General features: G+C 55.7%; 20 protein-coding genes. 8 read left to right on the forward strand and 12 right to left on the reverse strand.

Going from position 1 to position 22134, the window contains the following annotated elements; all coding sequences use genetic code 11:
* Window positions 1–5 precede the first annotated feature (5 nt).
* From AM329_RS05815 to AM329_RS05835, 5 genes are all read left to right on the forward strand, one after another.
* Window positions 6–893, forward strand: coding sequence for an ABC transporter substrate-binding protein (locus AM329_RS05815; protein ID WP_032609266.1), 888 nt, complete (start codon window positions 6–8; stop codon window positions 891–893).
* A 41-nt stretch (window positions 894–934) separates the two neighbouring features.
* Entirely contained in the window at window positions 935–1552 is a 618-nt protein-coding gene (locus tag AM329_RS05820; protein WP_006810732.1) for a glutathione S-transferase family protein, read from the forward strand.
* A gap of 37 nt (window positions 1553–1589) precedes the next feature.
* Window positions 1590–1820, forward strand: coding sequence for a tautomerase PptA (gene pptA, locus AM329_RS05825; RefSeq protein WP_032609265.1), 231 nt, complete (start codon window positions 1590–1592; stop codon window positions 1818–1820).
* A gap of 186 nt (window positions 1821–2006) precedes the next feature.
* Complete coding sequence (locus tag AM329_RS05830) at window positions 2007–3008, forward strand: Kdo(2)-lipid IV(A) acyltransferase (RefSeq protein WP_023314194.1); 1002 nt, start codon at window positions 2007–2009, stop codon at window positions 3006–3008.
* A 91-nt stretch (window positions 3009–3099) separates the two neighbouring features.
* Window positions 3100–3741 carry a hypothetical protein gene (locus AM329_RS05835; protein ID WP_023296669.1) on the forward strand — a complete coding sequence of 214 codons (642 nt, stop codon included), beginning with the start codon at window positions 3100–3102 and terminating at the stop codon, window positions 3739–3741.
* Here AM329_RS05835 and AM329_RS05840 read toward each other — a convergent pair.
* Window positions 3734–4033: a helix-turn-helix transcriptional regulator gene (locus AM329_RS05840; protein WP_000612740.1), complete on the reverse strand. Its 300-nt coding sequence runs from the start codon at window positions 4031–4033 to the stop codon at window positions 3734–3736. The two genes, AM329_RS05835 and AM329_RS05840, sit on opposite strands and share 8 nt — an antisense overlap.
* Before the next feature lie 161 nt (window positions 4034–4194).
* Between AM329_RS05840 and fusA the strand changes: the two genes are divergently transcribed.
* On the forward strand, window positions 4195–6297 hold the full coding sequence (gene fusA / locus AM329_RS05845) for an elongation factor G (protein ID WP_032609264.1): 2103 nt from the start codon (window positions 4195–4197) through the stop codon (window positions 6295–6297).
* A gap of 67 nt (window positions 6298–6364) precedes the next feature.
* Here fusA and AM329_RS05850 read toward each other — a convergent pair whose 3' ends face one another.
* The 3 genes from AM329_RS05850 to AM329_RS05860 form a co-directional block, all read right to left on the reverse strand.
* Window positions 6365–6790: a DUF3828 domain-containing protein gene (locus tag AM329_RS05850; protein ID WP_003857021.1), complete on the reverse strand. Its 426-nt coding sequence runs from the start codon at window positions 6788–6790 to the stop codon at window positions 6365–6367.
* Window positions 6790–7152 (reverse strand): hypothetical protein, encoded by a 363-nt coding sequence (locus AM329_RS05855; RefSeq protein ID WP_032609262.1) that lies wholly within the window; start codon window positions 7150–7152, stop codon window positions 6790–6792. Before AM329_RS05855 ends, AM329_RS05850 begins: the two co-directional genes overlap by 1 nt.
* A 125-nt stretch (window positions 7153–7277) precedes the next feature.
* Window positions 7278–7850, reverse strand: a complete 573-nt coding sequence (locus AM329_RS05860; protein WP_032609260.1) for a flavin reductase family protein — start codon at window positions 7848–7850, stop codon at window positions 7278–7280.
* A gap of 105 nt (window positions 7851–7955) precedes the next feature.
* Between AM329_RS05860 and nhoA the strand changes: the two genes are divergently transcribed.
* Window positions 7956–8801: an N-hydroxyarylamine O-acetyltransferase gene (gene nhoA / locus AM329_RS05865; RefSeq protein WP_032609258.1), complete on the forward strand. Its 846-nt coding sequence runs from the start codon at window positions 7956–7958 to the stop codon at window positions 8799–8801.
* 79 nt (window positions 8802–8880) lie between these two features.
* Here nhoA and narI read toward each other — a convergent pair whose 3' ends face one another.
* The 6 genes from narI to AM329_RS05895 form a co-directional block, all read right to left on the reverse strand.
* The gene (gene narI / locus AM329_RS05870) at window positions 8881–9561 is read right to left on the reverse strand and encodes a respiratory nitrate reductase subunit gamma (protein ID WP_003857027.1); all 681 of its coding nucleotides are present in this window, start codon (window positions 9559–9561) and stop codon (window positions 8881–8883) included.
* Window positions 9558–10253, reverse strand: a complete 696-nt coding sequence (narW, locus tag AM329_RS05875) for a nitrate reductase molybdenum cofactor assembly chaperone (RefSeq protein WP_023324683.1) — start codon at window positions 10251–10253, stop codon at window positions 9558–9560. Before narW ends, narI begins: the two co-directional genes overlap by 4 nt.
* Window positions 10253–11797, reverse strand: a complete 1545-nt coding sequence (gene narH, locus AM329_RS05880) for a nitrate reductase subunit beta (protein WP_003857031.1) — start codon at window positions 11795–11797, stop codon at window positions 10253–10255. Before narH ends, narW begins: the two co-directional genes overlap by 1 nt.
* A complete protein-coding gene (locus AM329_RS05885; protein WP_032609257.1) occupies window positions 11794–15534 on the reverse strand; it encodes a nitrate reductase subunit alpha in 3741 nt (1246 codons plus the stop codon). Before AM329_RS05885 ends, narH begins: the two co-directional genes overlap by 4 nt.
* 67 nt (window positions 15535–15601) lie before the next feature.
* Complete coding sequence (locus tag AM329_RS05890; RefSeq protein WP_032609255.1) at window positions 15602–16987, reverse strand: NarK family nitrate/nitrite MFS transporter; 1386 nt, start codon at window positions 16985–16987, stop codon at window positions 15602–15604.
* A gap of 211 nt (window positions 16988–17198) precedes the next feature.
* Window positions 17199–17774 (reverse strand): TetR family transcriptional regulator, encoded by a 576-nt coding sequence (locus AM329_RS05895; RefSeq protein ID WP_003857036.1) that lies wholly within the window; start codon window positions 17772–17774, stop codon window positions 17199–17201.
* 116 nt (window positions 17775–17890) lie between these two features.
* On the opposite strand from AM329_RS05895, the gene AM329_RS05900 reads away from it, so the two are divergent.
* Window positions 17891–19381 (forward strand): MFS transporter, encoded by a 1491-nt coding sequence (locus tag AM329_RS05900; protein ID WP_003857038.1) that lies wholly within the window; start codon window positions 17891–17893, stop codon window positions 19379–19381.
* Window positions 19382–19426: 45 nt separating this feature from the next.
* Here the strand turns inward: AM329_RS05900 and ompC are convergent, their stop codons facing one another.
* A complete protein-coding gene (gene ompC, locus AM329_RS05905) occupies window positions 19427–20500 on the reverse strand; it encodes a porin OmpC (protein WP_003857040.1) in 1074 nt (357 codons plus the stop codon).
* Between the two features lie 627 nt (window positions 20501–21127).
* A complete protein-coding gene (gene yddG, locus AM329_RS05910; protein WP_023314188.1) occupies window positions 21128–22006 on the reverse strand; it encodes an aromatic amino acid DMT transporter YddG in 879 nt (292 codons plus the stop codon).
* Window positions 22007–22134: the final 128 nt, after the last annotated feature.

Here is a 22134-nt window from a genome sequence, read left to right on the forward strand (position 1 = left end):
CGCAGATGAAATATGGACTCCTGGCGGGGCTGGTCTTCACGACGGCGAGCCACGCCAGCATTGATTTAAAGGCCAACGAACAGCCGCTGCCGGTGACGGTTGATCAACAGGCAGTGGCGAAAATCCCGGCGAACTATAAATTTGTTGAGCCGGGTACCCTCACGGTGGCGATTTCAGCCCTGAATTCTCCGCCGCTTGCGCTGCTGGCCAGTGATAACCGCACCCGTATTGGCAGCGACCCGGATATCGCCCGGTTGCTGGCGGGCAGTCTGGGGCTGAAGCTGAAGCTGGTGCCAATGGCGTGGGAAGACTGGCCGCTGGGGATCACTTCCGGGCGCTATGACGTGGCGTTGGTGAATATCGCCGTCACCGAGCAACGTAAGGAGAAGTTCGATTTTGCGACCTATCGCGTCGATTCCCTGGCCTTCTCGGTGAAATCCACCAGCAACGTACAGTCGATCACCAGTGCGAAAGATCTGGCCGGGAAAAAGGTGATTGTCGGGTCTGGCACCAATCAGGAGCGTATTCTGCTGGGCTGGAACGAAGAGAATAAAAAGGCCGGGCGCGAGCCTGCGTTGCCGGTTTACCTGACCGACGACGCCTCAGGCAATCTTTATATTCAGTCCGGCAGGGCGGATGTGTTCTTTGGACCGCAGTCCGTTTCGGCCTATAAAGCCGCGTTAACCGGCAAAACCCGCGTCGTGGGTTTAGGCCCGAAGAAAGCCTATGTCGCCACCACAACCAAAAAAGGTAATGGGCTGGTGTATGCGTTGCAGGCTGCGCTGGACGGTGCGATTAAGCGCGGGGAGTATCAAAAGGTGCTGGCGCGCTGGGGGGAAGCGGGCGAAGCGGTGACGTCTTCAGACGTTAATCCGCCCGGGATAACCTACTAATGGTGCTCTACACTTAGGGTTTTCATCCCTGAGGGGGCAACATGATCAAACTCTATGGCGTACCTGGCTGGGGATCGGCAATCAGTGAAGTGATGCTGACTCTGGCAGACATCCCGTATCAGTTCGTCAACGTGGACGGGTTTGACCAGCCCGGCCCGCAGCGCGAATTGCTGTTGAAACTGAACCCGCTGTGCCAGGTGCCGACGCTGGAGCTGGAAAACGGGGCGATCGTGACGGAAACCGCGGCGATCGCCCTGATGGTGCTCGACAGACGTCCCGACCTCGCGCCGCCCGTTGGGCAGGCCGAGCGCCAGCAGTTTCAGCGCCTGCTCATCTGGTTTGTGGCGAACGTCTATCCCACCTTTACGTATGCAGATTACCCGGAACGCTGGGTGCCTGATGCCCCGGAACAGTTGAAGAAAAACTGCATTGAGTACCGAAAATCGCTTTATCTGTGGTTCGACAGCCAGCTCAGCGCCTCGCCGTTTGCGTTTGGCAAACAGCTGACGCTGCTTGACGTCTATATTGCCGTTGCGCGTACCTGGGGTCCACGCCATGAGTGGTTTGCCACCAACACGCCTAATATTACCGCCGTCGCGGATGCCGTCTGCGCGCTGCCGGAACTGCACAAGGTGCTAAAAGCTAACGATATAATCTGATAACGTGGAACGCTCACCTATAAAAGGAGCCCTGCCCATGCCACACGTTGATATCAAATGTTTTCCACGCGATCTGACTGACGAACAAAAAACGGCCCTGGCGGCGGATATCGCCGAAGCGATCGCCCGTCATCTGAACAGCAAAGATCGCTCAATCTCCGTGGCGCTTCAGGAGATTCAGGAAGCTGACTGGAAGGCGCAGGTCTGGGATACCGAGATCGGCCCGAAACTGGATGAACTGATTAAGAAGCCCGGCTATTCGATGTAACTTGCCTGCCGGGTGGTGCAATATCACCCGGCGATCCCCACTTTTATTCCCTTTCGCAAAAATCGATAATAAAAACCATAACGATTCCGCTACAATTCATCCTTCCGAACAATATTCGTTAAATCAGCAGGTAAGCACTGCAACTGCACCAGATTAAGTACAAATTAGTAAAAGGATAATTTTTCCATGACAAAATTACCTCAGTTTTCACTCGCCTTTATTCATCCTCGTTACTGGCTCAGCTGGGCAGGCATTGCCGCGCTCTGGTGCACGGTTCAGCTTCCGTACCCGCTGCTGTTGAAAACAGGTCACAGGCTTGGGCGTCTGGCTATGCGCCTGCTTCCACGCCGCGTGGAGATCGCCAGACGAAATCTTGAGCTTTGCTTTCCTGATATGAAAGAGGACGAGCGCGAGCGTTTACTTGAGCGTAATTTTGAATCGGTTGGAATGGGCGTCATCGAAACCGGGATAGCGTGGTTCTGGCCTAACTGGCGCGTGCGGAAACACTTCAGCGTGACCGGCTACGAACATATGGAACAGGCGCGGGCGCAAGGTAGGGGCGTGGTGCTCATTGGCATGCATTTTCTCACGCTGGAATTAGGCGCACGCATCTTTGGCATGCTCAACGCGGGTATTGGTGTGTATCGTCCCAACAATAATGCGTTGCTCGACTGGCTGCAAACGCGCGGTCGTCTGCGTTCCAATAAAACCATGCTTGACCGCTATGACCTGAAGGGCATGATCCGCGCACTGAAGCAAAACGAGATCCTGTGGTATGCCCCGGACCACGACTATGGCAAAACGAATAGCGTGTTTGTGCCGTTTTTTGCCGTCCCGGACGCCGCGACAACTGCCGGGAGCTACATGCTGGTGAAAAGTGCCAGACCGGCCGTGATCCCGTTTGTACCGCGCCGAAAAGCAGATGGCACAGGGTATGAGCTGCTTATTCTGGAAGATATCAGCGATACCTTGCAGGGAGGCGATAAAGCGTCGGTGGCCACGCAAATGAACAGAGCGATTGAGCGCGCCGTGATGATGGCGCCTGAGCAATATATGTGGCTGCATCGCCGGTTCAAAACCCGCCCTGAAGGCCAGCCGGACCGGTATAAACGCAAAAAACAGGTCGCGTCTACTGCAAGAACCTTATCTGCCAGCGATATTTCGGACCGGTCGAGTATCCAGCAGTAGTCGGTCAGGGCGGATGCCGGTGCGCTCCGCCCTTTATAAATCCTGCCGCGCTGGATAGAATTAGCGCATCCACATTGACGGGATGCCCCACATGACCGGAAGAGTCGATTATCATCTTGAAAAATACCTCCTTACCGAAGCCGGCGAGCCCGAACGTCTGACGCGCCAGTGGGCCGAGGTGATGCGCGAGTGTCATGACCAGAAATCCGGGGCAGAAGAGCGGCTGCGTCTCGCGCTGCTGAACGTGGATTATGTGACCAGCTTTGAGCTTCCCTTCCGGTTACTTCTTACCCGTGCACCGCAGCTGATTGATGGCATCAGAAATGAGTTCCAGCTCAGTCAAAAAAATGTCCTGTTCAACGGCAAGCGGTTTGGCTGCGTTTACAGCCTTAAACAGGATTTGAACGGCATTCCAGATGAATTTACCTACCACCTGAAGACCCGTATTCAGCGGATCGATGCCTCCGGCGGTTCGGAAGTGCCTTACCGGCAAATCGCTCAGCAGGTGAAAGCCCCCCGCGAGCGCCTCCAGCTGGCGCTGGAACAGGGGCTTGCGGTCACCGCGCTTGACGGGCTTTTCTGGTTTGGCCTCCAGCGCATAGCCGCCGACGTGCAGCGGTTAAGGAAGACGGGGATGAGAATAGTGACGTCCGATACAGAGGTGTTCGACACCCTTACCGGAACAACACGGCGCATTCCGGTTTATCGTCTTGAGGACGCTGCCGCTACTTAGCCTGGAGCAGGATCGCCAGCAGTCCCGGAAAGCGGGCGTCCAGATCCTCTCTTCTCAGTGAAATCATATTCTCGCGCCCCTGCGGGCGCTGCCAGATCACGCCGCTGTCGCGCAGCACGCGCCAGTGGTGAGTCATAGTGGATTTCACCACCTCTTCCGGGCGCAGCGCGTTACAGCTCAGTTCGCTGCCGTCGGCCAGCCTGCGAATAATCGCTAATCGCAGCGGGTTGCCGAGGGCGAACAGCACATTTTCCAACACTATTTGTTCAGGTTCCGGGTGGTTTGGGATCATCGTTTTCCTGCGTCTCGCGTGAGATTGAGCTATATCAACAATAGGTCAACCGTTAAAAAATAGTTCGATAATACACGTACAATGGGACTATTATAACAAACGAACGAATACGCGACCATCCCGGTCGTCACAAACCAGTCTTGAAGACTTAAGGAAATATCATGCCCCGACCCATTCCACTCGAACGTTATCGCAACATCGGTATCTCCGCGCATATCGATGCCGGCAAAACAACCACCACTGAGCGCATCCTGTTTTACACCGGGATGAGCCACAAGCTGGGTGAAGTACACGATGGCGCGGCAACCACCGACTGGATGGCGCAGGAGCAGGAGCGCGGGATCACCATTACGTCGGCGGCGGTAAGCTGTTTCTGGCCTGGTATGGACAGAGGCTTTGAACCGCACCGCATCAATATTATCGACACCCCCGGGCACGTGGATTTCACCATTGAGGTGGAACGTTCCATGCGTGTGCTCGACGGCGCGGTAATGGTCTATGACTCCGTCGGTGGCGTGCAGCCGCAGTCGGAAACCGTCTGGCGTCAGGCGAATAAATATCATGTTCCGCGTCTGGCATTCGTCAACAAAATGGACCGCCCGGGCGCAGATTTCTTCCGCGTGATGCGGATGATGCAGGAGCGGCTGAAAGCCAATCCTGTCCCGATTGTGATCCCCGTGGGGGCAGAAGAACACTTCACCGGCGTGGTGGATCTCATCAAGATGCGCACCATTCTGTGGGACGATGCGACGCAGGGCATGGCATTTAGCTACGCGCCGGTGCCTGACGATCTGCTGAGTACCGCCCAGACGTGGCGAGAAAAAATGGTCTCGTCTGCGGCAGAAGCCAGCGATGAGCTTATGGATAAGTATCTTGAGACGGGGGAACTGGATGAAGCGGAAATCATCAAAGGACTGCGGATCCGGACTATCTCCGGTGAAATACAGCCCATGCTGTGCGGCAGCGCTTTCAAGAACAAGGGCGTGCAGCGCATGCTCGACGCGGTGATTGAATTGATGCCGTCTCCACTGGACGTGCCCGCTATTGATGGGGTAGACGAAGACGGACAGCACGCCGAGCGCCACCCAAGCGATGATGAACCGTTCTCGGCGCTGGCCTTCAAGCTGATGAGCGATCCGTACGTCGGCCAGTTGACCTTCATCCGCGTCTATTCCGGCATACTGCGTAAAGGCGACGCGGTGTACAACCCGGTGAAGGGCAAAAAAGAGCGTATCGGGCGCATCGTGCTGATGCATGCCAACGATCGCCATGAGGTGGACGAGCTGCGCGCAGGGGATATCGCAGCCTGTGTCGGGCTGAAAGACGTCACCACCGGTGACACGCTGACCGACCCGAATGCGGTGATCACCCTTGAACGGATGGAGTTCCCGGATCCGGTTATTTCGCTGGCGATTGAGCCGAAAACCAAGGCCGATCAGGAGAAAATGGGGATCGCTCTACAGCGCCTGGCGGCGGAAGATCCGTCGTTCCGCCTGCACACGGACGAAGAGTCCGGTCAGACGATTATCTCCGGGATGGGCGAGCTGCATCTGGAGATCATCGTCGACCGCATGAAGCGCGAGTTTGGCGTTGAGGCGAACATTGGTCGTCCGCAGGTCACCTACCGTGAAACCCTGCGTAAAGCGGTGAAAGATATAGAAGGTAAATTTGTCCGACAGTCCGGCGGGAAAGGGCAGTACGGTCATGTGGTCCTGAGCCTTGAGCCGTTAGCAGCCGGGAGTGGTTTTGTGTTTGAAGATGCCACCAAAGGCGGGGTGGTGCCGCGGGAGTACATCCCGTCGGTGGAAAAAGGGTTGCGAGAAGCCATGAATACGGGTGTGCTGGCGGGCTATCCGGTGGTGGATGTGAAAGCGACCCTGACGTTTGGTTCTTACCATGACGTTGACTCCTCGGAGATGGCCTTCCGCATGGCGGCGATCCTCGGCTTCAAAGAGGGCGCACGGCGGGCGGACCCGGTTATTCTTGAGCCGGTCATGCACGTTGAGGTGGAAACGCCGGAAGAGTATGCCGGGAACATTATGGGCGATCTCTCCTCCCGTCGCGGCCTGGTGCAGGGGATGGCAGAGCAGTACGGCAGCCAGATTATTCGCGCTGACGTCCCGCTGGCTGAGATGTTTGGTTATGCCACCACGCTGCGCTCGATGTCCCAGGGGCGCGCGACGTATACGATGGAATTCCATCATTTTGCGGAAGCTCCGCGGAATGTGGCGGATGAGATTATTGCGAAGCGTGTGAAGAGTTAATTAATTGCACATGGTAGTCATTTGGCTACCATGTGTCTTTATTATCGCGACAGGGAGTTTATGCCTGTTACTTAATTAGCGTCGCCGATCGCACTTTCCATTTTCCTTGCTCTTCAACGAGACAATCTGCAATAACATGATCTTGCTTCTTACCAAATGCGACATAGACGTTTGTGCAAACGGCGTCAAAATCAGAATGTAAGACGGTTATCTGATTCCAGTCATCATCCCAGTCCTGCGCTTTGATAAACATATCCGCATCGGGCATATCTTTATCGTTACTGTCGCCAGAGTACATTTCTTTAATTGCTGCAATGGTCCCTGAGGCTACGTACTCGTTCATAATGTCTGGATTGAGTACGGGTGGTTTGTTCTGATCTAACTGCGCTATATACCATTGATTGAATTTAAGTGCCGCCTGACCCGGTGCATAAATATTTTCTGCGGCCGCGAGCGGAGACAGGGCGAAAAGTAAAAAGTAGAGTGGTTTCATTAATCATGCCTGAACAGTTCGTAATGAGGTTGTATGTTGCGGTAAGCCTGCCCAGGATACATGGTGCGTTGCACAAAATCGCTGATCCACTGTTGACCATCGTATATACAAACGTGACCGCTATCATGACCAACTATATTTTGGATAACTGCGACGTCACCAGCATGGGGTTGATCATATACCAGGTGAAAGCCTGCATTGACTAATGTGCGCCCCATATCTTTTGCCAGACGCGTGTTGGGGAGTTTTAATCGACCACCCGCTCTGATCGCTTCTGTTACGTAACGAGCACAATAACCCGTGCTGCTGGGCTGCGCGTGTGATTTCGCATATGATATTGCGCCATCTTTGTTCCATGACATGGATATTTCCTTTACGAAAGATTGTTTATACAACAGCTTCTGAAATATCCTCCGTTTAACATCGTCATGATAAACATAAAATGCCATAGAAATTTTATATAATTCATATGGGTATAATTAAAAAATCATTCCAGCGCCTTCACCATTTTCCCGCTCGCGACAAACGTACCCGCTCCCAGATGATGCAGCGTATTCAGCTTATCCCCGTCAAACTGCCAGCGTCCGGCGACAAATGCGCGTTCATCCGCCGCGGCGGAAACCACTTCGCCAAACAGAGTGTCATATTTCTCTGCCGCAGAGGTGACAGGTAATAACCGGCACTCCATCCAAGCCAGACATTTCTCTTCTATAACCGGCAGGTCAAGCTCAGGGCCATAAATAACCGGGATCCCGTAGCAGTTAAATTTATCCTCGTCGCGCCCGCTGACGCTGCCGACCGCCCAGGTCCAGTTGGCTGCCGCCACGCCGGGGATCACAATGCCGAATTTCCCGCTGCGTTCGATCAACTCCCGTGACCACGCGCTTTTGTCTACCACAATCGCGATACGCGGGGGTTCAAATTCCACCGGCATAGACCATGCGGCGGCCATGACATTGCGACGATCGATGGTCTTATCCCGGCTGGTGATGAGCACGGTTGGACCGTGATTCAGAAGGCGGCTGGCGTGACGTAATTCAACAGGGCGAAAGTGGCTCATAGGATCTCCTCGTGTACACGATGAGTATGACGAAAAAGCACTTTTACGCATATGCAAAAGGGAAAATAGTTTATAAACAGGGGATATCACATCCTGGAGCAAATCATGTCCCCATTTCTGAGTGCTTATTTTGCCCGCACGGGCTGGCAGCAGCCCGTACAGGTTAATATCGATACCCTGCGGGGGCTGCATTTACACCATAACTGCGCGATCCCCTTCGAAAATATCGACGTCGTTTTGCCGCGGGAAATCCATCTGGACGACGGGTGTCTGGTGGATAAACTGGTCACCGCACGTCGAGGGGGGTATTGCTTCGAGCAAAACGGCTTGTTTGAGCGGGTATTGCGCGAAGTCGGGTTTACGGTGCGCAGCGTGCTGGGGCGGGTTGTGCTGGCCAATCCGTCGCAGATGCCGCCGCGTACGCACCGGTTGCTGATGGTTGAGCTGAACGGCGAGGGCTGGATCGCCGATGTGGGATTTGGCGGACAAACGCTGACGGCGCCGATTCGTTTGATCGCCAACGAGGAACAGGAAACCCCGCACGGGCGTTATCGTTTGCTGAGCGAGGGTAACGACTGGATACTGCAATTCCGCCATCACGACCACTGGCAGTCGATGTACCATTTTGACCTGGCGACCCAGTACTTCAACGATTACGTGATGGGAAACTTCTGGTCGGCGCACTGGCCGCAGTCCCATTTCCGTCATCACCTGCTGATGTGTCGCCACCTGCCGGACGGGGGCAAGCTAACGCTGACCAACTTTAATTTTACCCACTGGCAGAACGGTCATGTGGAAGAGCAGATCCATTTGCCGGATGCGGAGGCGCTGTATCAGCTGATGCAGGCGCGGTTTGGCCTGGGCGTTGATGACCCGAAGCACGGCTTTACCCTGGCAGAGCTGACGGCCGTGATGGCGGGGTTTGATACGCATCCGCAGGCGGGGAAATAGCCCGGTGGCGGCTACGCCTTACCGGGCCTACGGGAGTGTGAACGTAGGTGGAATAAGGCGTAGCCGCCACCCGACAAAATCAACGGCGCGATCTCACAACCTGATAGCGACGGGTAAAATACTCAAACGGCGCGCTCCACACGTGCACCAGGCGGGTGAACGGGAAGATAAGGAAGATCGTCATCCCCAGCACCAGATGCACGCGGAAGATCGGCGCGACGCCGCTCAGCATTTCCGACGAGCCTCCCTTAAACGTCACGATCCCCTGCGCCCAGCCGACCAGCTTCATCATCTCGCTTCCGTCAGGATACTGGGCGGAGAAAGGAATGGTCGACAGCCCAAGGATGCACTGAAGCAGCAGGATACTCATGATGATAATATCCGGCGTGGTGGACGTGGCGCGCACCCGCTGGTTGAACAGGCGGCGGATCAGCAGCATAGAGCCGCCAATCAGCGTTAGCACCCCGCAAATACCCCCCGCAATCATGGCTAACTGCTGTTTAACCGCGATGGGTAAAAACCAGGCGTACATCCAGTGCGGGGTTAACATGCCGAACAGGTGCCCGAAGAAGATCCCCAGAATGCCGATATGAAACAGGTTCGAAGCCCAGTTCATCCCGCGCTTGCTGAGCATCTGGCTCGACGAGGCGCGCCAGGTGTACTGCCCGTAGTCGTAGCGCAGCCAGCTGCCAAGGAAAAAGACGGTGGCGCAGATGTACGGATAAATGTCATAGAAAAACACGTTCAGGTAATGAGTCATTTTGGGCCTCCGGCGCTGACGTCCACGTACTGCGGCGCGACGTCCTGGCTAAAGCGTCGTTGATATTGCTGCATCGGCGAACTGTCGCACGATGTGGCGTTGTCTTCGATAAACTTGACCTGTTCCTCTTCCCACACGGCGTCCAGCGCCTGACGGGTATCATCCCGTATTTCACCGGACACCTGTTTCGCCACGCTGTCGCTGGAAAGCCGTGTTTCCGCCAGCGACAGCAGGGCGTCAAACAGCTGGTAATGCGCGACCTCGCGCTGTTTCAGGCGGCCTCCAATCAGCGCCAGTATAGGCGCGACGTTTTGCAGCCCTTCACGTGCCTCGTCGTCGCTGACGATACTGAGATATTCCAGATAGAGCGGCAGATAGTCCGGCAGCTCGCGGCAATCCAGCTCCAGCCCGGCTTTCTCATACTGGCTCATCAGGTCGACCATCGCCTGACCGCGATCGCGCGACTCGGCGTGAACGTGCTCGAACAGCAGCAGCGACGTTGCGCGTCCCCGCTCGAAGACTTCACACCATTCGGCCTGCTTATCCAGCAGCGGGGCGCTCAGGTGCTGCTGCGCAAACGGCAGCAGCATGGGCGCATCCTGTTCCACCAGGGAAAGCGCTTCGTCACGGTTTTCCCATAGCAGCTCATCGGGATACTCAATGAGCAGCGCGATGATTTTGAGGATTTGCATTACTCTCCCTCCCCGTGATCGCGCACTTCGGTGATGTTGATCGCGTCGATGCGGCTGCTGTTGAAGAGGTTGAATTTTGTGTCGGAGCCGTGACAGCCGTCGCCGAAGGTGAAGCCGCAGCCGTTTTTCTCCGGGAAAGCGTCGCGTGCCATTTCGCGGTGGCTGGTGGGGATCACGAAGCGGTCTTCGTAGTTGGCAATCGCCAGATAGCGGTACATCTCTTCAACCTGCGCTTCGGTCAGGCCGACCTCTTCAATGGCGCGGGTATCGGTCACGCCTTCCACGGTCTGGGAGCGCTTGTAGTGACGCATTGCCATCATGCGCTTCAGGGCGCGCAGCACCGGGCCGGTATCGCCCGCGCTGAGCATGTTTGCCAGGTACTGCACCGGGATGCGCAGGCTTTCTACCGCAGGCAGTACGCCGTCGCTCTGCGGCAGACCACCCGCGTCCGCGTAGGACTGAATCGGTGACAGCGGCGGCACATACCAGACCATCGGCAGGGTGCGGTATTCCGGGTGTAGCGGCAGGGCGAGCTTCCAGTCCATCGCCATTTTGTAAACCGGGGAACGCTGTGCCGCGTCGATGACGTTCTGCGGAATACCCTGTTTCAGCGCTTCCTCAATCACCGCCGGATCGTTCGGGTTAAGGAACACGTCGCACTGGCGCTCATACAGATCGGTTTCATGCTCGGTGCTGGCCGCCTCTTCAATGCGGTCTGCGTCATACAGCAGCACCCCGAGATAGCGGATGCGTCCGACGCAGGTTTCCGAGCAGACAGTCGGCTGGCCGGACTCGATGCGCGGATAGCAGAAGATGCACTTCTCTGACTTGCCGCTTTTCCAGTTGAAGTAGATTTTTTTGTACGGACAGCCGCTAATGCACAGACGCCAGCCGCGGCATTTGTCCTGGTCGATCAGCACAATGCCGTCCTCTTCGCGCTTGTAAATTGCACCGCTCGGGCAGGTGGCGACGCAGCTCGGGTTCAGGCAGTGCTCGCACAGGCGCGGCAGGTACATCATGAAGGTGTTTTCAAACTGACCGTACATCTCCTTCTGGATCTTCTGGAAGTTGCGGTCGCGGGCGCGTTTTTCGAACTCGCCGCCCAGCAGCTCCTCCCAGTTTGGTCCCCAGACGATCTTATCCATCCGCTTACCGTCGATCAGCGAACGTGGGCGGGCGGTAGGGAGGTGATCCCCCTCCGGGGCGCGGTGCAGATCCTGGTAATCGAAGGTGAAAGGTTCATAGTAATCGTCAATCTGCGGCAACACGGGGTTGGCGAAAATTTTCGACAGGACGCCCATTTTCCCGCCGAGGCGTGGGGTCAGCTTGCCGTGAATACCGCGGATCCAGCCGCCTTGCCACTCATCCTGATCTTCCCAGTTTTTCGGATAGCCGATGCCGGGTTTGGTTTCGACGTTATTAAACCACGCGTACTCCATCCCTTCGCGCCCGGTCCAGACGTTCTTACAGGTGACCGAGCAGGTGTGGCAGCCAATGCATTTATCGAGATTCAGTACCATGCCAACCTGTGAGCGTATTTTCATTTTTTCGCCTCCTGTACTTGATCCCGACCTTCGCCGTCCAGCCAGTTAATGTTTTTCATTTTGCGGATCATGATGAACTCGTCGCGGTTCGAGCCGACGGTGCCGTAATAGTTGAAGCTGTACGCCAGCTGCGCGTAGCCGCCGATCATGTGGGTCGGTTTCGGGCAGACGCGGGTAACCGAGTTGTGGATCCCGCCGCGCCGTCCGGTTACTTCTGAACCCGGAATGTTCAGGATTCGCTCCTGAGCGTGGTACATCATGGTCATGCCCGGCGGCACGCGCTGGCTGACCACCGCGCGGGCGGTGAGGGCGCCGTTGGCGTTGAAGGCTTCAATCCAGTCGTTGTCCTCAATGCCCAGCTCGCGCGCGTCGGTTTCGCTGATCCAGACGATGGGCCCGCCGCGCGACAGGGTCTGCATCAGCAGGTTTTCGCTGTAGGTGGAATGAATGCCCCATTTCTGGTGCGGCGTCAGAAAGTTAAGCGCTTTTTCAGGGTAGCCATTCGGCGGGATCTCGCGCATATGGGTGACGCTGCGGGTATCAATCGGTGGACGATAGGCCACCAGACTTTCACCGAAGGCGCGCATCCAGGCGTGATCCTGATACAGCTGCTGGCGGCCGGAAATCGTGCGCCACGGGATCAGCTCGTGAACGTTGGTATAGCCTGCGTTATACGACACGTGCTCGCTCTCAAGGCCGGACCACGTTGGGCTGGAGATAATTTTGCGCGGCTGCGCCTGAATATCGCGGAAGCGGATTTTCTCGTCTTCTTTGTTCAGCGCCAGATGGGTGTGATCGCGCCCGGTCAGTTCGCCGAGGGCCTCCCAGGCTTTGACCGCGACCTGACCGTTAGTTTCCGGCGCAAGAGCCAGGATCACCTCTGAAGCATCAATGGCGGTTTCAATGCGCGGACGGCCTTTCGCCGGGCCGTCGAGCTTGACGTAGTTGAGCTTGCCGAGGAAATCGACCTCATTCTGGGTGTTCCACGATATGCCTTTTCCGCCGTTGCCGAGCGTGTCCAGCAGCGGGCCAAGCGCCGTAAAGCGCTCGTAGGTTTCCGGATAGTTGCGCTCGACGACTGCAATGTTTGGCGCGGTTTTGCCGGGGATCAGATCGCACTCGCCTTTGCGCCAGTCCAGAATATCAAAAGGCTGCGACAGCTCCCCCGGGGAGTCATGCTGTAGCGGCTGTAGCACCACGTCAGTTTCGGTGCCGAGATGTCCGACGCACACTTCAGAGAAGACTTTGGCGATGCCCTTGTAAATCTCCCAGTCGCTGCGGGACTCCCACGCCGGGTCAACGGCGGCGGAGAGCGGGTGAATAAACGGATGCATGTCCGAGGTATTCATATCGTCTTTTTCATACCAGGTGGCGGTGGGCAGGACGATATCCGAGAACAGGCAGGTGCTGGACATACGGAAATCAAGCGTCACCAGCAGATCCAGCTTGCCCTCAATGGCGGCGGTTTGCCATTCCACCTCTTCAGGTTTCACGTCGTCCGTTGAGCCTAAATCCTCACCCTGAATACCGCTCTCGGTGCCAAGCAGGTATTTCAGCATGTATTCATGGCCTTTCCCGGACGAACCGAGCAGGTTAGAACGCCAGACGAACAGGTTGCGCGGGTGGTTCTTGCCGTTGTCCGGCTGTTCGCAGGCGAAGCGAATATCACCCGATTTTAACGCCTGCACGGTGTAATCCTGCGGCGACATCCCGGCGGCGTCGGCGCGAGCTTTCACGTGCAGCGGGTTGAGGTTGAGCTGCGGCGCGGAAGGGAGCCAGCCCATACGCTCGGCGCGGACGTTGAAATCAATCAGGTGACCGGTAAACTTCGATGCGTCTGCGAGGGGAGAAAGCAACTCCCTTGCGGTGAGCTTCTCATAGCGCCACTGGCTGGCGTGGTTGTAAAAGTACGATGTGCTGTTCATCTGGCGCGGCGGACGGTTCCAGTCCAGCGCGAAGGCCAGCGGCAGCCAGCCGGTTTGCGGGCGCAGCTTTTCCTGGCCGACATAGTGCGACCAGCCGCCGCCGCTCTGCCCGACGCAGCCGCAGAAGACCAGCATGTTGATCATCCCGCGGTAGTTCATGTCCATGTGGTACCAGTGGTTCACACCGGCCCCGAGAATGATCATCGACCGTCCGTGGGTCTTATGCGCCGTGTCGGCAAATTCACGGGCGATTTTTTCTATCAGATAAGCGGGGACGCCGGTAATTTGTTCGCCCCAGGCCGGGGTGTAGGCTTTTATCTCGGCGTAGTTTGTCGCCGCGTTACTGTCTTCCAGACCGCGATCGAGGCCGTAGTTTGCGAGCACCAGATCGTACACGCTAACCACGCGTCTCTGGCTGCCGTCGGCCAGCGTCAGGGTCTTACTCGGTACTCGGCGCGTCAGCACCGGCTCCTGCTTCACGCTGCGGAAATGCGGGTTCTCGTTGCCCCCGAAGTAAGGGAAGGCCACGTCTGCCACGCTGTCGTGGGTGATGAGCAGGGAAAGCGTCAGCTCGGTTTCCTGTCCCGCGGCCAGCGACTCCAGGTTCCATTTGCCTTTTTCACCCCAGCGGAAGCCGATGGAACCATTCGGCGCCACCAGATTTCCGGCCACGTCAAAGGCGATGGTTTTCCACTCCGGATTATTGGTTTCACCCAGCCCGTCGGCCAGATCCGATGCACGCAGCATGCGGCCCGGCACCACGCGACCGTCAGCCTGTTCATCCAGCAGAACCAGCATCGGCATGTCGGTGTAGCGGCGGCAATAGTTGAGGAAGTAATCGCTCGGGTTATCAAGATGGAACTCTTTGAGGATCACATGCCCCATCGCCATGGCAAGGGCGCTGTCGGTACCCTGTTTGGGGGCCAGCCATTGGTCGCTGAGCTTTGCCACCTCCGAGAAGTCCGGCGTAATGGCGACGGTCTTGGTGCCTTTGTAACGCACTTCGGTAAAGAAGTGGGCGTCGGGGGTACGCGTCTGCGGCACGTTCGAGCCCCAGGCAATGATATAGCTGGAGTTGTACCAGTCCGCCGATTCCGGCACGTCGGTCTGTTCGCCCCAGGTCATCGGCGACGCCGGAGGCAGATCGCAATACCAGTCATAGAAGCTCAGGCAGGTGCCGCCGAGCAGGGAGAGATAGCGCGTACCGGCGGCATAAGAGACCATCGACATGGCCGGGATGGGGGAAAAACCGGCTACCCGATCCGGGCCGTAGTTTTTGATGGTCCAGACGTTGGCGGCAGCAATCAGCTGGTTAAGCTCTTTCCAGTTTGAGCGGATAAAACCGCCTTTACCGCGCGCCTTCCTGTAGCTCTGCGCTTTCTGCGGATCGTTCTGAATGGCGTCCCAGGCCAGCACCGGATCGGTATGCTGCGCCAGCGCCTCGCGCCAGAGTTCGATCAGCCGACGGCGCACCAGCGGGTATTTCAGGCGGTTGGCGCTGTAGAGATACCAGGAGTAGCTTGCGCCGCGCGGGCAGCCGCGTGGTTCGTGGTTAGGCAGGTCAGGGCGGGTACGCGGGTAGTCGGTCTGCTGGGTTTCCCAGGTCACCAGGCCATTTTTGACATAAATCTTCCAGCTACAGGAGCCGGTGCAGTTAACGCCGTGGGTGGATCGCACAATTTTATCGAACTGCCAGCGTTGACGGTAGCTGTCCTCCCAGTCGCGGTTGGTGTGGTACACCTGCCCGTGCCCATCGGCGAAACTGTCGCCTTTTGTTTTGAAGTAACGGAAGCGGTCCAACAGTTTGCTCATGACATTTCTCCTGCTTCGATAGCATGGCCGGAGGGTGAGGCATCACGCTCCGGCGAAGATGTAGTTATTATTTTTGTGAGGATTTGCGGCCGTACACCAGCCAGGTGACGAGTACGCAGACGATGTAAAACACGAGGAAGACTTTCATGGCGCCCACAGGGGATCCGGTCATCGCCAGGGATGTGCCAAAGGCTTTGGGAATAAAGAACCCGCCTACCGCACCGATGGCAGAGATAAAGCCCAGCGCGGCAGCCGTTTCGGTCACCGCTTCATGCTGTGCCTGTTCGTCGCTCCCGCCCTGTTTTTTTATGCGGTCGAGGGTGATTTGGCGAAAGATAATCGCGATCATCTGGAAGGTCGAGCCGCTGCCCAGGCCTGCGGTCAGAAACAGGCCCATAAAGACCAGATAGAAGGCGATAAAACTGCCTGAACCAGACCCGGGGAGTGTCAGGAAAATCAGGGCGCTAAAGATGGCCATAAAGACGAAGTTGATCAGCGTCACCCGTACGCCGCCCAGCCTGTCTGAAATCATCCCGCCAGCCGAACGCGCCAGGGCGCCAATCAGCGGGCCAAAGAAGGCGAGGTGGAGGATATTTACGTCCGGAAACTGGGTTTTCAACAGCATGGCAAAGCCTGCCGAGAAACCGATAAACGAGCCGAAGGTTGCCAGATAAAGCAGGCTCAGCAGCCAGAGGTGAAAGCGCTTAAGTACCGGAAGCTGGCTGGCAATGGATGCTTTCGAGCTGGCGATGTCGTTCATGCCAAAAAACGCCGCAAGGGTGGCCAGAATCAGCAGCGGCGCCCAGATCCACGCCGCGTTCGCCAGCCACATCGTCGAGCCATCCTCCTGGGGGACGCCGTGAACGCCGAGAAAGGTAAACATCGGCAGGAAAATCACCAGCGGCGCAACCAGCTGCATCACGCTCACACCCAGGTTACCCAGCCCGCCGTTAATGCCCAGCGCGCTGCCCTGTCTGGCTTTCGGGAAGAAGAAACTGATGTTTCCCATGCTGGAAGCGAAGTTGGCGCCGGCAAAACCGCACAGCAGTGCAATGATGATAAAGACCCAGTAAGGCGTGGCGGTATTCTGGATGGCGATCCCAAGCCAGACACAGGGTACGACCAGGATAACGGTGCTTAACACGGTCCAGTAACGCCCGCCAAATATCGGCACCATAAAAGAGTAGGGGACACGCAATATCGCGCCGGAGAGAGAAGGTAATGCCGTTAGCATAAAAAGCTGATCGGTGCTGAAATTAAATCCGACCTTATTAAGGTTTACCGCAATAGCGCTAAACAACATCCAGACACAAAACGCGAGAAGCAAACACGCCACGGAAATCCATAGGTTTCTTCGTGCGATATGTTTCCCTTTATTCTCCCAAAATTGCGCATTTTCCGGTTTCCAGTTACTCAACAGATGCTGGTTACTCTTCTCGCTTTGATGTGACATATCACCCTCTTGCTTACCCAAGTGGAGAGAAAAAATTAAATAAAAACAGAAAGATACCTGTCGGTAGCTTGTAGGAATTATTGGATGTTATGGGATACATCTGAAAGGATAGATAAAAAAGCGAATCCCTGAGTTTGGAATGGGAATCTGGGTTCGCTTTATGTGTTACTAATTGTAACTTTTTGCGGAAATTAATACCCCGATGGGAGTATTAAAACAATTCGAGGGAGATAAGTTTATCCAGATGCTTATTAAAGGCCGCGTCGTCCATTTCAGGCATATTTAATACGTATATGCCATCCAGGCCACATACCAGACCAATTAAACGCCAGGCGATATTTTCCGGCTGGTCAGCAAGCGTAAAGGCGTTGGCCTCCGCCCCGGCCCTGATAATCGCAACCGTTTCCTGGTGCCACATCTCCATAGTCAAAACGTAGGCGCCTTTAATATCGCTATCCCGGCTGGCGAGAATTTGCGCCTCTCGCCACAGCCGAATGTAGGGCTCAAACCCGCCGTCATCGCTGCCGAGCATGGCATGCAGGCGCTCGCGCCAGCCAGCGTTTTCGCCAACGATTTCAGCATCCAGCAAATCGCGGATTAGCCGGACAAACGCCAGCGACTTAAGCTCGCCCGCCGACGCAAAGTGGTGATGCAACTGCCCGGTGGCGACGCCCGCTTCGGTGGCGATGCGGCGCACGGTCATTGCAGCGAATCCTTCGGTCAGCGCCACGCGCATCGCGGCCTGGAGGATCTCTTCCCGCCGCTCGTCCTTGCTCAGATAACGCATAATTTCTCACTCTCAATGGCAACGAAACGAGTGTAACAAAGAGCTGGACAAGTGTTCAACTTTACGTAGGATCGCAATCTGGACATGTGTCCAGTTTTTAACTGAAAAGGAAATTTATGTTTCGTCAGTGGTTAGCGTTAGTGATTATCGTGCTGGTATATATCCCGGTGGCGATTGACGCGACGGTGCTGCACGTGGCGGCACCAACATTGAGCATGACGCTGGGTGCCAGCGGCAACGAATTGCTGTGGATTATTGATATTTACTCGCTGGTGATGGCGGGGATGGTGCTGCCGATGGGCGCGCTGGGCGATCGCATAGGTTTTAAGCGCCTGCTGATGATCGGCAGCGTGCTGTTTGGCCTGTCATCGTTAGCGGCGGCTTTTGCGCCGTCCGCGGGCTGGCTGATTGCCGCCCGCGCGTCGCTGGCGATAGGCGCGGCGATGATTATTCCGGCTACGCTTGCAGGGATCCGCACGCTGTTTATTGATGCGCGGCACCGTAATATCGCCCTCGGCGTCTGGGCTGCCGTTGGGTCGGGCGGCGCGGCGTTTGGCCCGCTGATTGGCGGCATGCTGCTGGAGCACTTTTACTGGGGTTCGGTGTTCCTGATTAATGTGCCGATCGTGCTGATGGTGGTTTCGCTTGCTGCGCGCTTTGTGCCTGCTCAGCAGGGGCGGCCCGAGCAGCCGCTCAATATCAGCCATGCCATTATGCTAATTGTGGCGATTTTACTGCTGGTCTATAGCGCCAAAACCGCCCTGAAAGGGGTGCTGTCGCCGTGGATGGTGACCATTACGCTGCTTACCGGGGCGGTGATGCTGTTTATCTTCGTCCGTATCCAGCTGCGCGCGCGCGTACCGATGATCGACATGCGTCTGTTTTGCCATCGCATTATTTTAAGCGGCGTGGTCATGGCGATGACCGCCATGATTGCGCTGGTGGGCTTTGAACTGCTGATGGCGCAGGAGTTGCAGTTTGTGCATGGTTTTACGCCGTTTGAAGCAGGGATATTTATGCTGCCGGTGATGGTGGCGAGCGGATTTAGCGGGCCGATCGCGGGTGTGCTGGTCGGGCGTCTGGGGCTGCGCATTGTCGCGGCCGGAGGCATGGGGCTAAGCGCAGTCAGTTTTATCGGCCTGTCGATGCTTGATTTCAGCACCCAACAGTGGCAGGCGTGGAGCCTGATGGTGCTGTTGGGCTTCAGTGCCGCCAGCGCACTGCTGGCATCGACGTCAGCGATCATGGCTGCCGCGCCGAAAGAGAAAGCGGCCGCCGCAGGCGCGATCGAAACCATGTCCTACGAGCTGGGCGCTGGTCTGGGGATCGCCATTTTCGGTTTGCTGTTAACCCGCAGCTTTTCGGCGTCTATTGTACTGCCGCAGGGGCTGAGCGCGTCGCTGACCGATAAAGCCTCGTCGTCCATCGGTGAAGCGATGAAGGTGGCGCAGGAGCTGACGCCGTCACTGGCCGAGCCGGTGATGACGGCGGCGAAAACTGCGTTCATCACCTCGCACAGCGTGGCCCTGGGCAGTGCGGGAGGTATGCTGCTGATTCTGGCGGTCGGGATCTGGTTTAGTCTGGCGAAGGTCGGAGGGCAGCAGTAATAAAAAAGGCCAGCCGCGAGGGCTGGCCTTTTGAACTAACAGATCTTAGAACTGGTAGGTCAGACCTACAGCCACGATGTTGTCGGTAGCCACTTTGGCATCTTTGGTGAACTGGCTGTCATCCACGAGGTTGATTTTGTAATCAACGTAGGTGGACATGTTTTTGTTGAAGTAGTAGCTCGCGCCAACGTCAACGTATTCAACCAGATCCTGGTCGCCATAAGAACCGATGTCTTTACCTTTGGATTTCAGGTAAGCGATGGATGGACGCAGACCGAAGTCGAACTGGTACTGCGCCACAACTTCGAAGTTCTGCGCTTTGTTGGCAACGTGACCGTTACCGAACGCCGTCATGTTGCGGGTTTCAGAGTAGGTGGTTGCCAGGTAGATGTTGTTCGCATCGTACTTCAGGCCAGCAGCCCAGACTTCTGCGTTTTCGCCACCGGCGTTCAGGTTGCTTGCAGCACGAACCTGACGGTCAGTACGGTCAGATTTCGCGTAGGTCGCACCCACACCGAAGCCGTCGAATTCATAGGTAGAAGACAGACCCCAGCCGTCACCGTTGGATTCGGTGATCTCTGAACGGTCGTTTTTACCCTGGTACTGAGCAGCCACGTTCAGGCCGTCAACCAGACCAAAGAAGTCGGTGTTACGGTAGGTTGCAACGCCAGTGGTACGGCCGGTCATGAAGCCATCAGTCTGCGTCCAGGTATCGCCACCGAACTCTGGCAGAACGTCAGTCCACGCGCCGATGTCATAAGCCACACCGTAGTTACGACCGTAGTCGAAGGAACCGAATTCATCGAATTTCAGACCAGCGTAGGCCAGACGGGTTTTGTTGCCGTCGGAACCCTGAGCTTCGGAGCGATTGCCCTTGAACTCATATTCCCACTGGCCGTATCCGGTCAGCTGATCGTTGATCTGAGTTTCACCTTTGAAGCCCAGACGAACATACGTTTTGTCGCCGTCGCTACCAGCATCATCAGAAAAATAGTGCAGACCAGTAACTTTGCCGTACAGATCCAGTTTGTTACCGTCTTTGTTAAAAACTTCAGCCGCGTTAACAACGCCAGCTGCCAACATGGATGTCACTGCCACTGCAACTAATTTAAGTTTCATCTTAAATAATCCTTATAATTTTATTTAGGTATTTCCTACGCCACCTGAGCGATTTTTAAACGAGGCTTATCGTCAATGGCAGACTATTTTTAAAATTCCGTAGACTGCTTTCAATAATAAGTTTCAAAATATTAAAGATAATTTCAATTAGTGTGATCCCGATCGGGTAAATTGCCCTTAAATCGCTCAATCAGGTTAATATATAGACATAAATTGATTATTAACAAAGCACGATAATATGGCTGTAAATAATTTCTGGACGTTTTAGTTTTTCTGGGGAATTAAAGGAATTTGACAGAGAGTATCAACGTGTGGGGCGCGATAACATATTATAAAACAGCGGATTATGAATTTTCCGGTGAGCCAGTGTCTGTTTTCTAAGTGAAATATTCAGAAATAAACTATTGCACTTTGTGCTATATAGCGCGGTAATATTGGCGCTGAACTAATTACCTGTGTTGTCAGTTTATGTCAACTTCCACAACGGCTCTGGCTATCTGTGGGCATTCTATACAGAAATTTTAGTTGTCTCGAATGTTACTAATTATATTCGAGGGTGTGATCACACATTAAATAATTGTTAATTTTGTGCCGGGCATATTGGGTACCCGGCAAAAAATAAAAATACTATTTGCGGGTGGCATACCAGCACAGTAACGATCCGGCGCACACCATTAATGCCCCTTGCCAGAATGAGAATGAAAGCGGAGAGCTCAGCACAATAGCCGCCAGCGCGGCGGAAAGAACGGGCGTGAAATAAGAGACAGCCGCAAGCACCGTGACGTTACCGTGAAGAATACCGATATTCCAGGCGGCGTAGCCAAAGCCAAGCGCAACCCCACACATCAATAGCTTCACCACAACCGGGACGCTGAACACCATTTCGGGCTGATCGCTGACGGCATATTTGACCCACAGGCTCAGGGCGGTCAGCAGGACGAAAAGGGTAATGCCATTTTGCCCTTTGGCATACTTGCTGGTGACGGTGCAGTAGGCGGCCCAGATAAAAGCGCCAGCAAACGCCAGCCCATAACTCAGCGGACTTGAAACGACGTTCTGCATGATGTCATTCAGTTGCAGACCGTTTTCGCCACCTAAAACCCAGCACACCCCCAACAGCGAGATGAGAAGCCCAGGGATGACCCACAGGGTGGATTTTTGCCCGTTGAACAAAATCGCGAAGGCAATCGTCAGGCTTGGCCACAGATAATTGACCATACCGACTTCAATCGCCTGTGAGCGCGTCGCGGCATATCCCAGCGACAGGGCCAGGCACATCTCATAGCTGACAAACAGGATGCTGCCCGCAAGAAGATAGCGCCTGGAAAAACGCCGAAGATCGGGAAAACCCACCGTTACCAGACACAGCAGCCCGCTGACGGTGTAAATCATCGCCGCGCCGCCCACCGGGCCCAGTCCTTCACTGACGCTGCGGATGAGACCCACCATGGTGCTCCACAGCAATATGGCCGCCAGGCCTGTCAGCGTTGCTCTTTTTCTGTCCATTACCCTGCCAGTCTTCAAAAAATCAAAGGAAAAACTTATAGCATCTATCCGCTTCACCTGGCGAATTTTCTACGGGGTAGATACCCCGAAAAGAGTAGCAAATCGTACCAGCGGTGACTATTTGGGGG

The organism is Enterobacter cloacae complex sp. AR_0002 (genome assembly GCF_001922365.1).
Classification (GTDB): domain Bacteria; phylum Pseudomonadota; class Gammaproteobacteria; order Enterobacterales; family Enterobacteriaceae; genus Enterobacter; species Enterobacter hormaechei_C.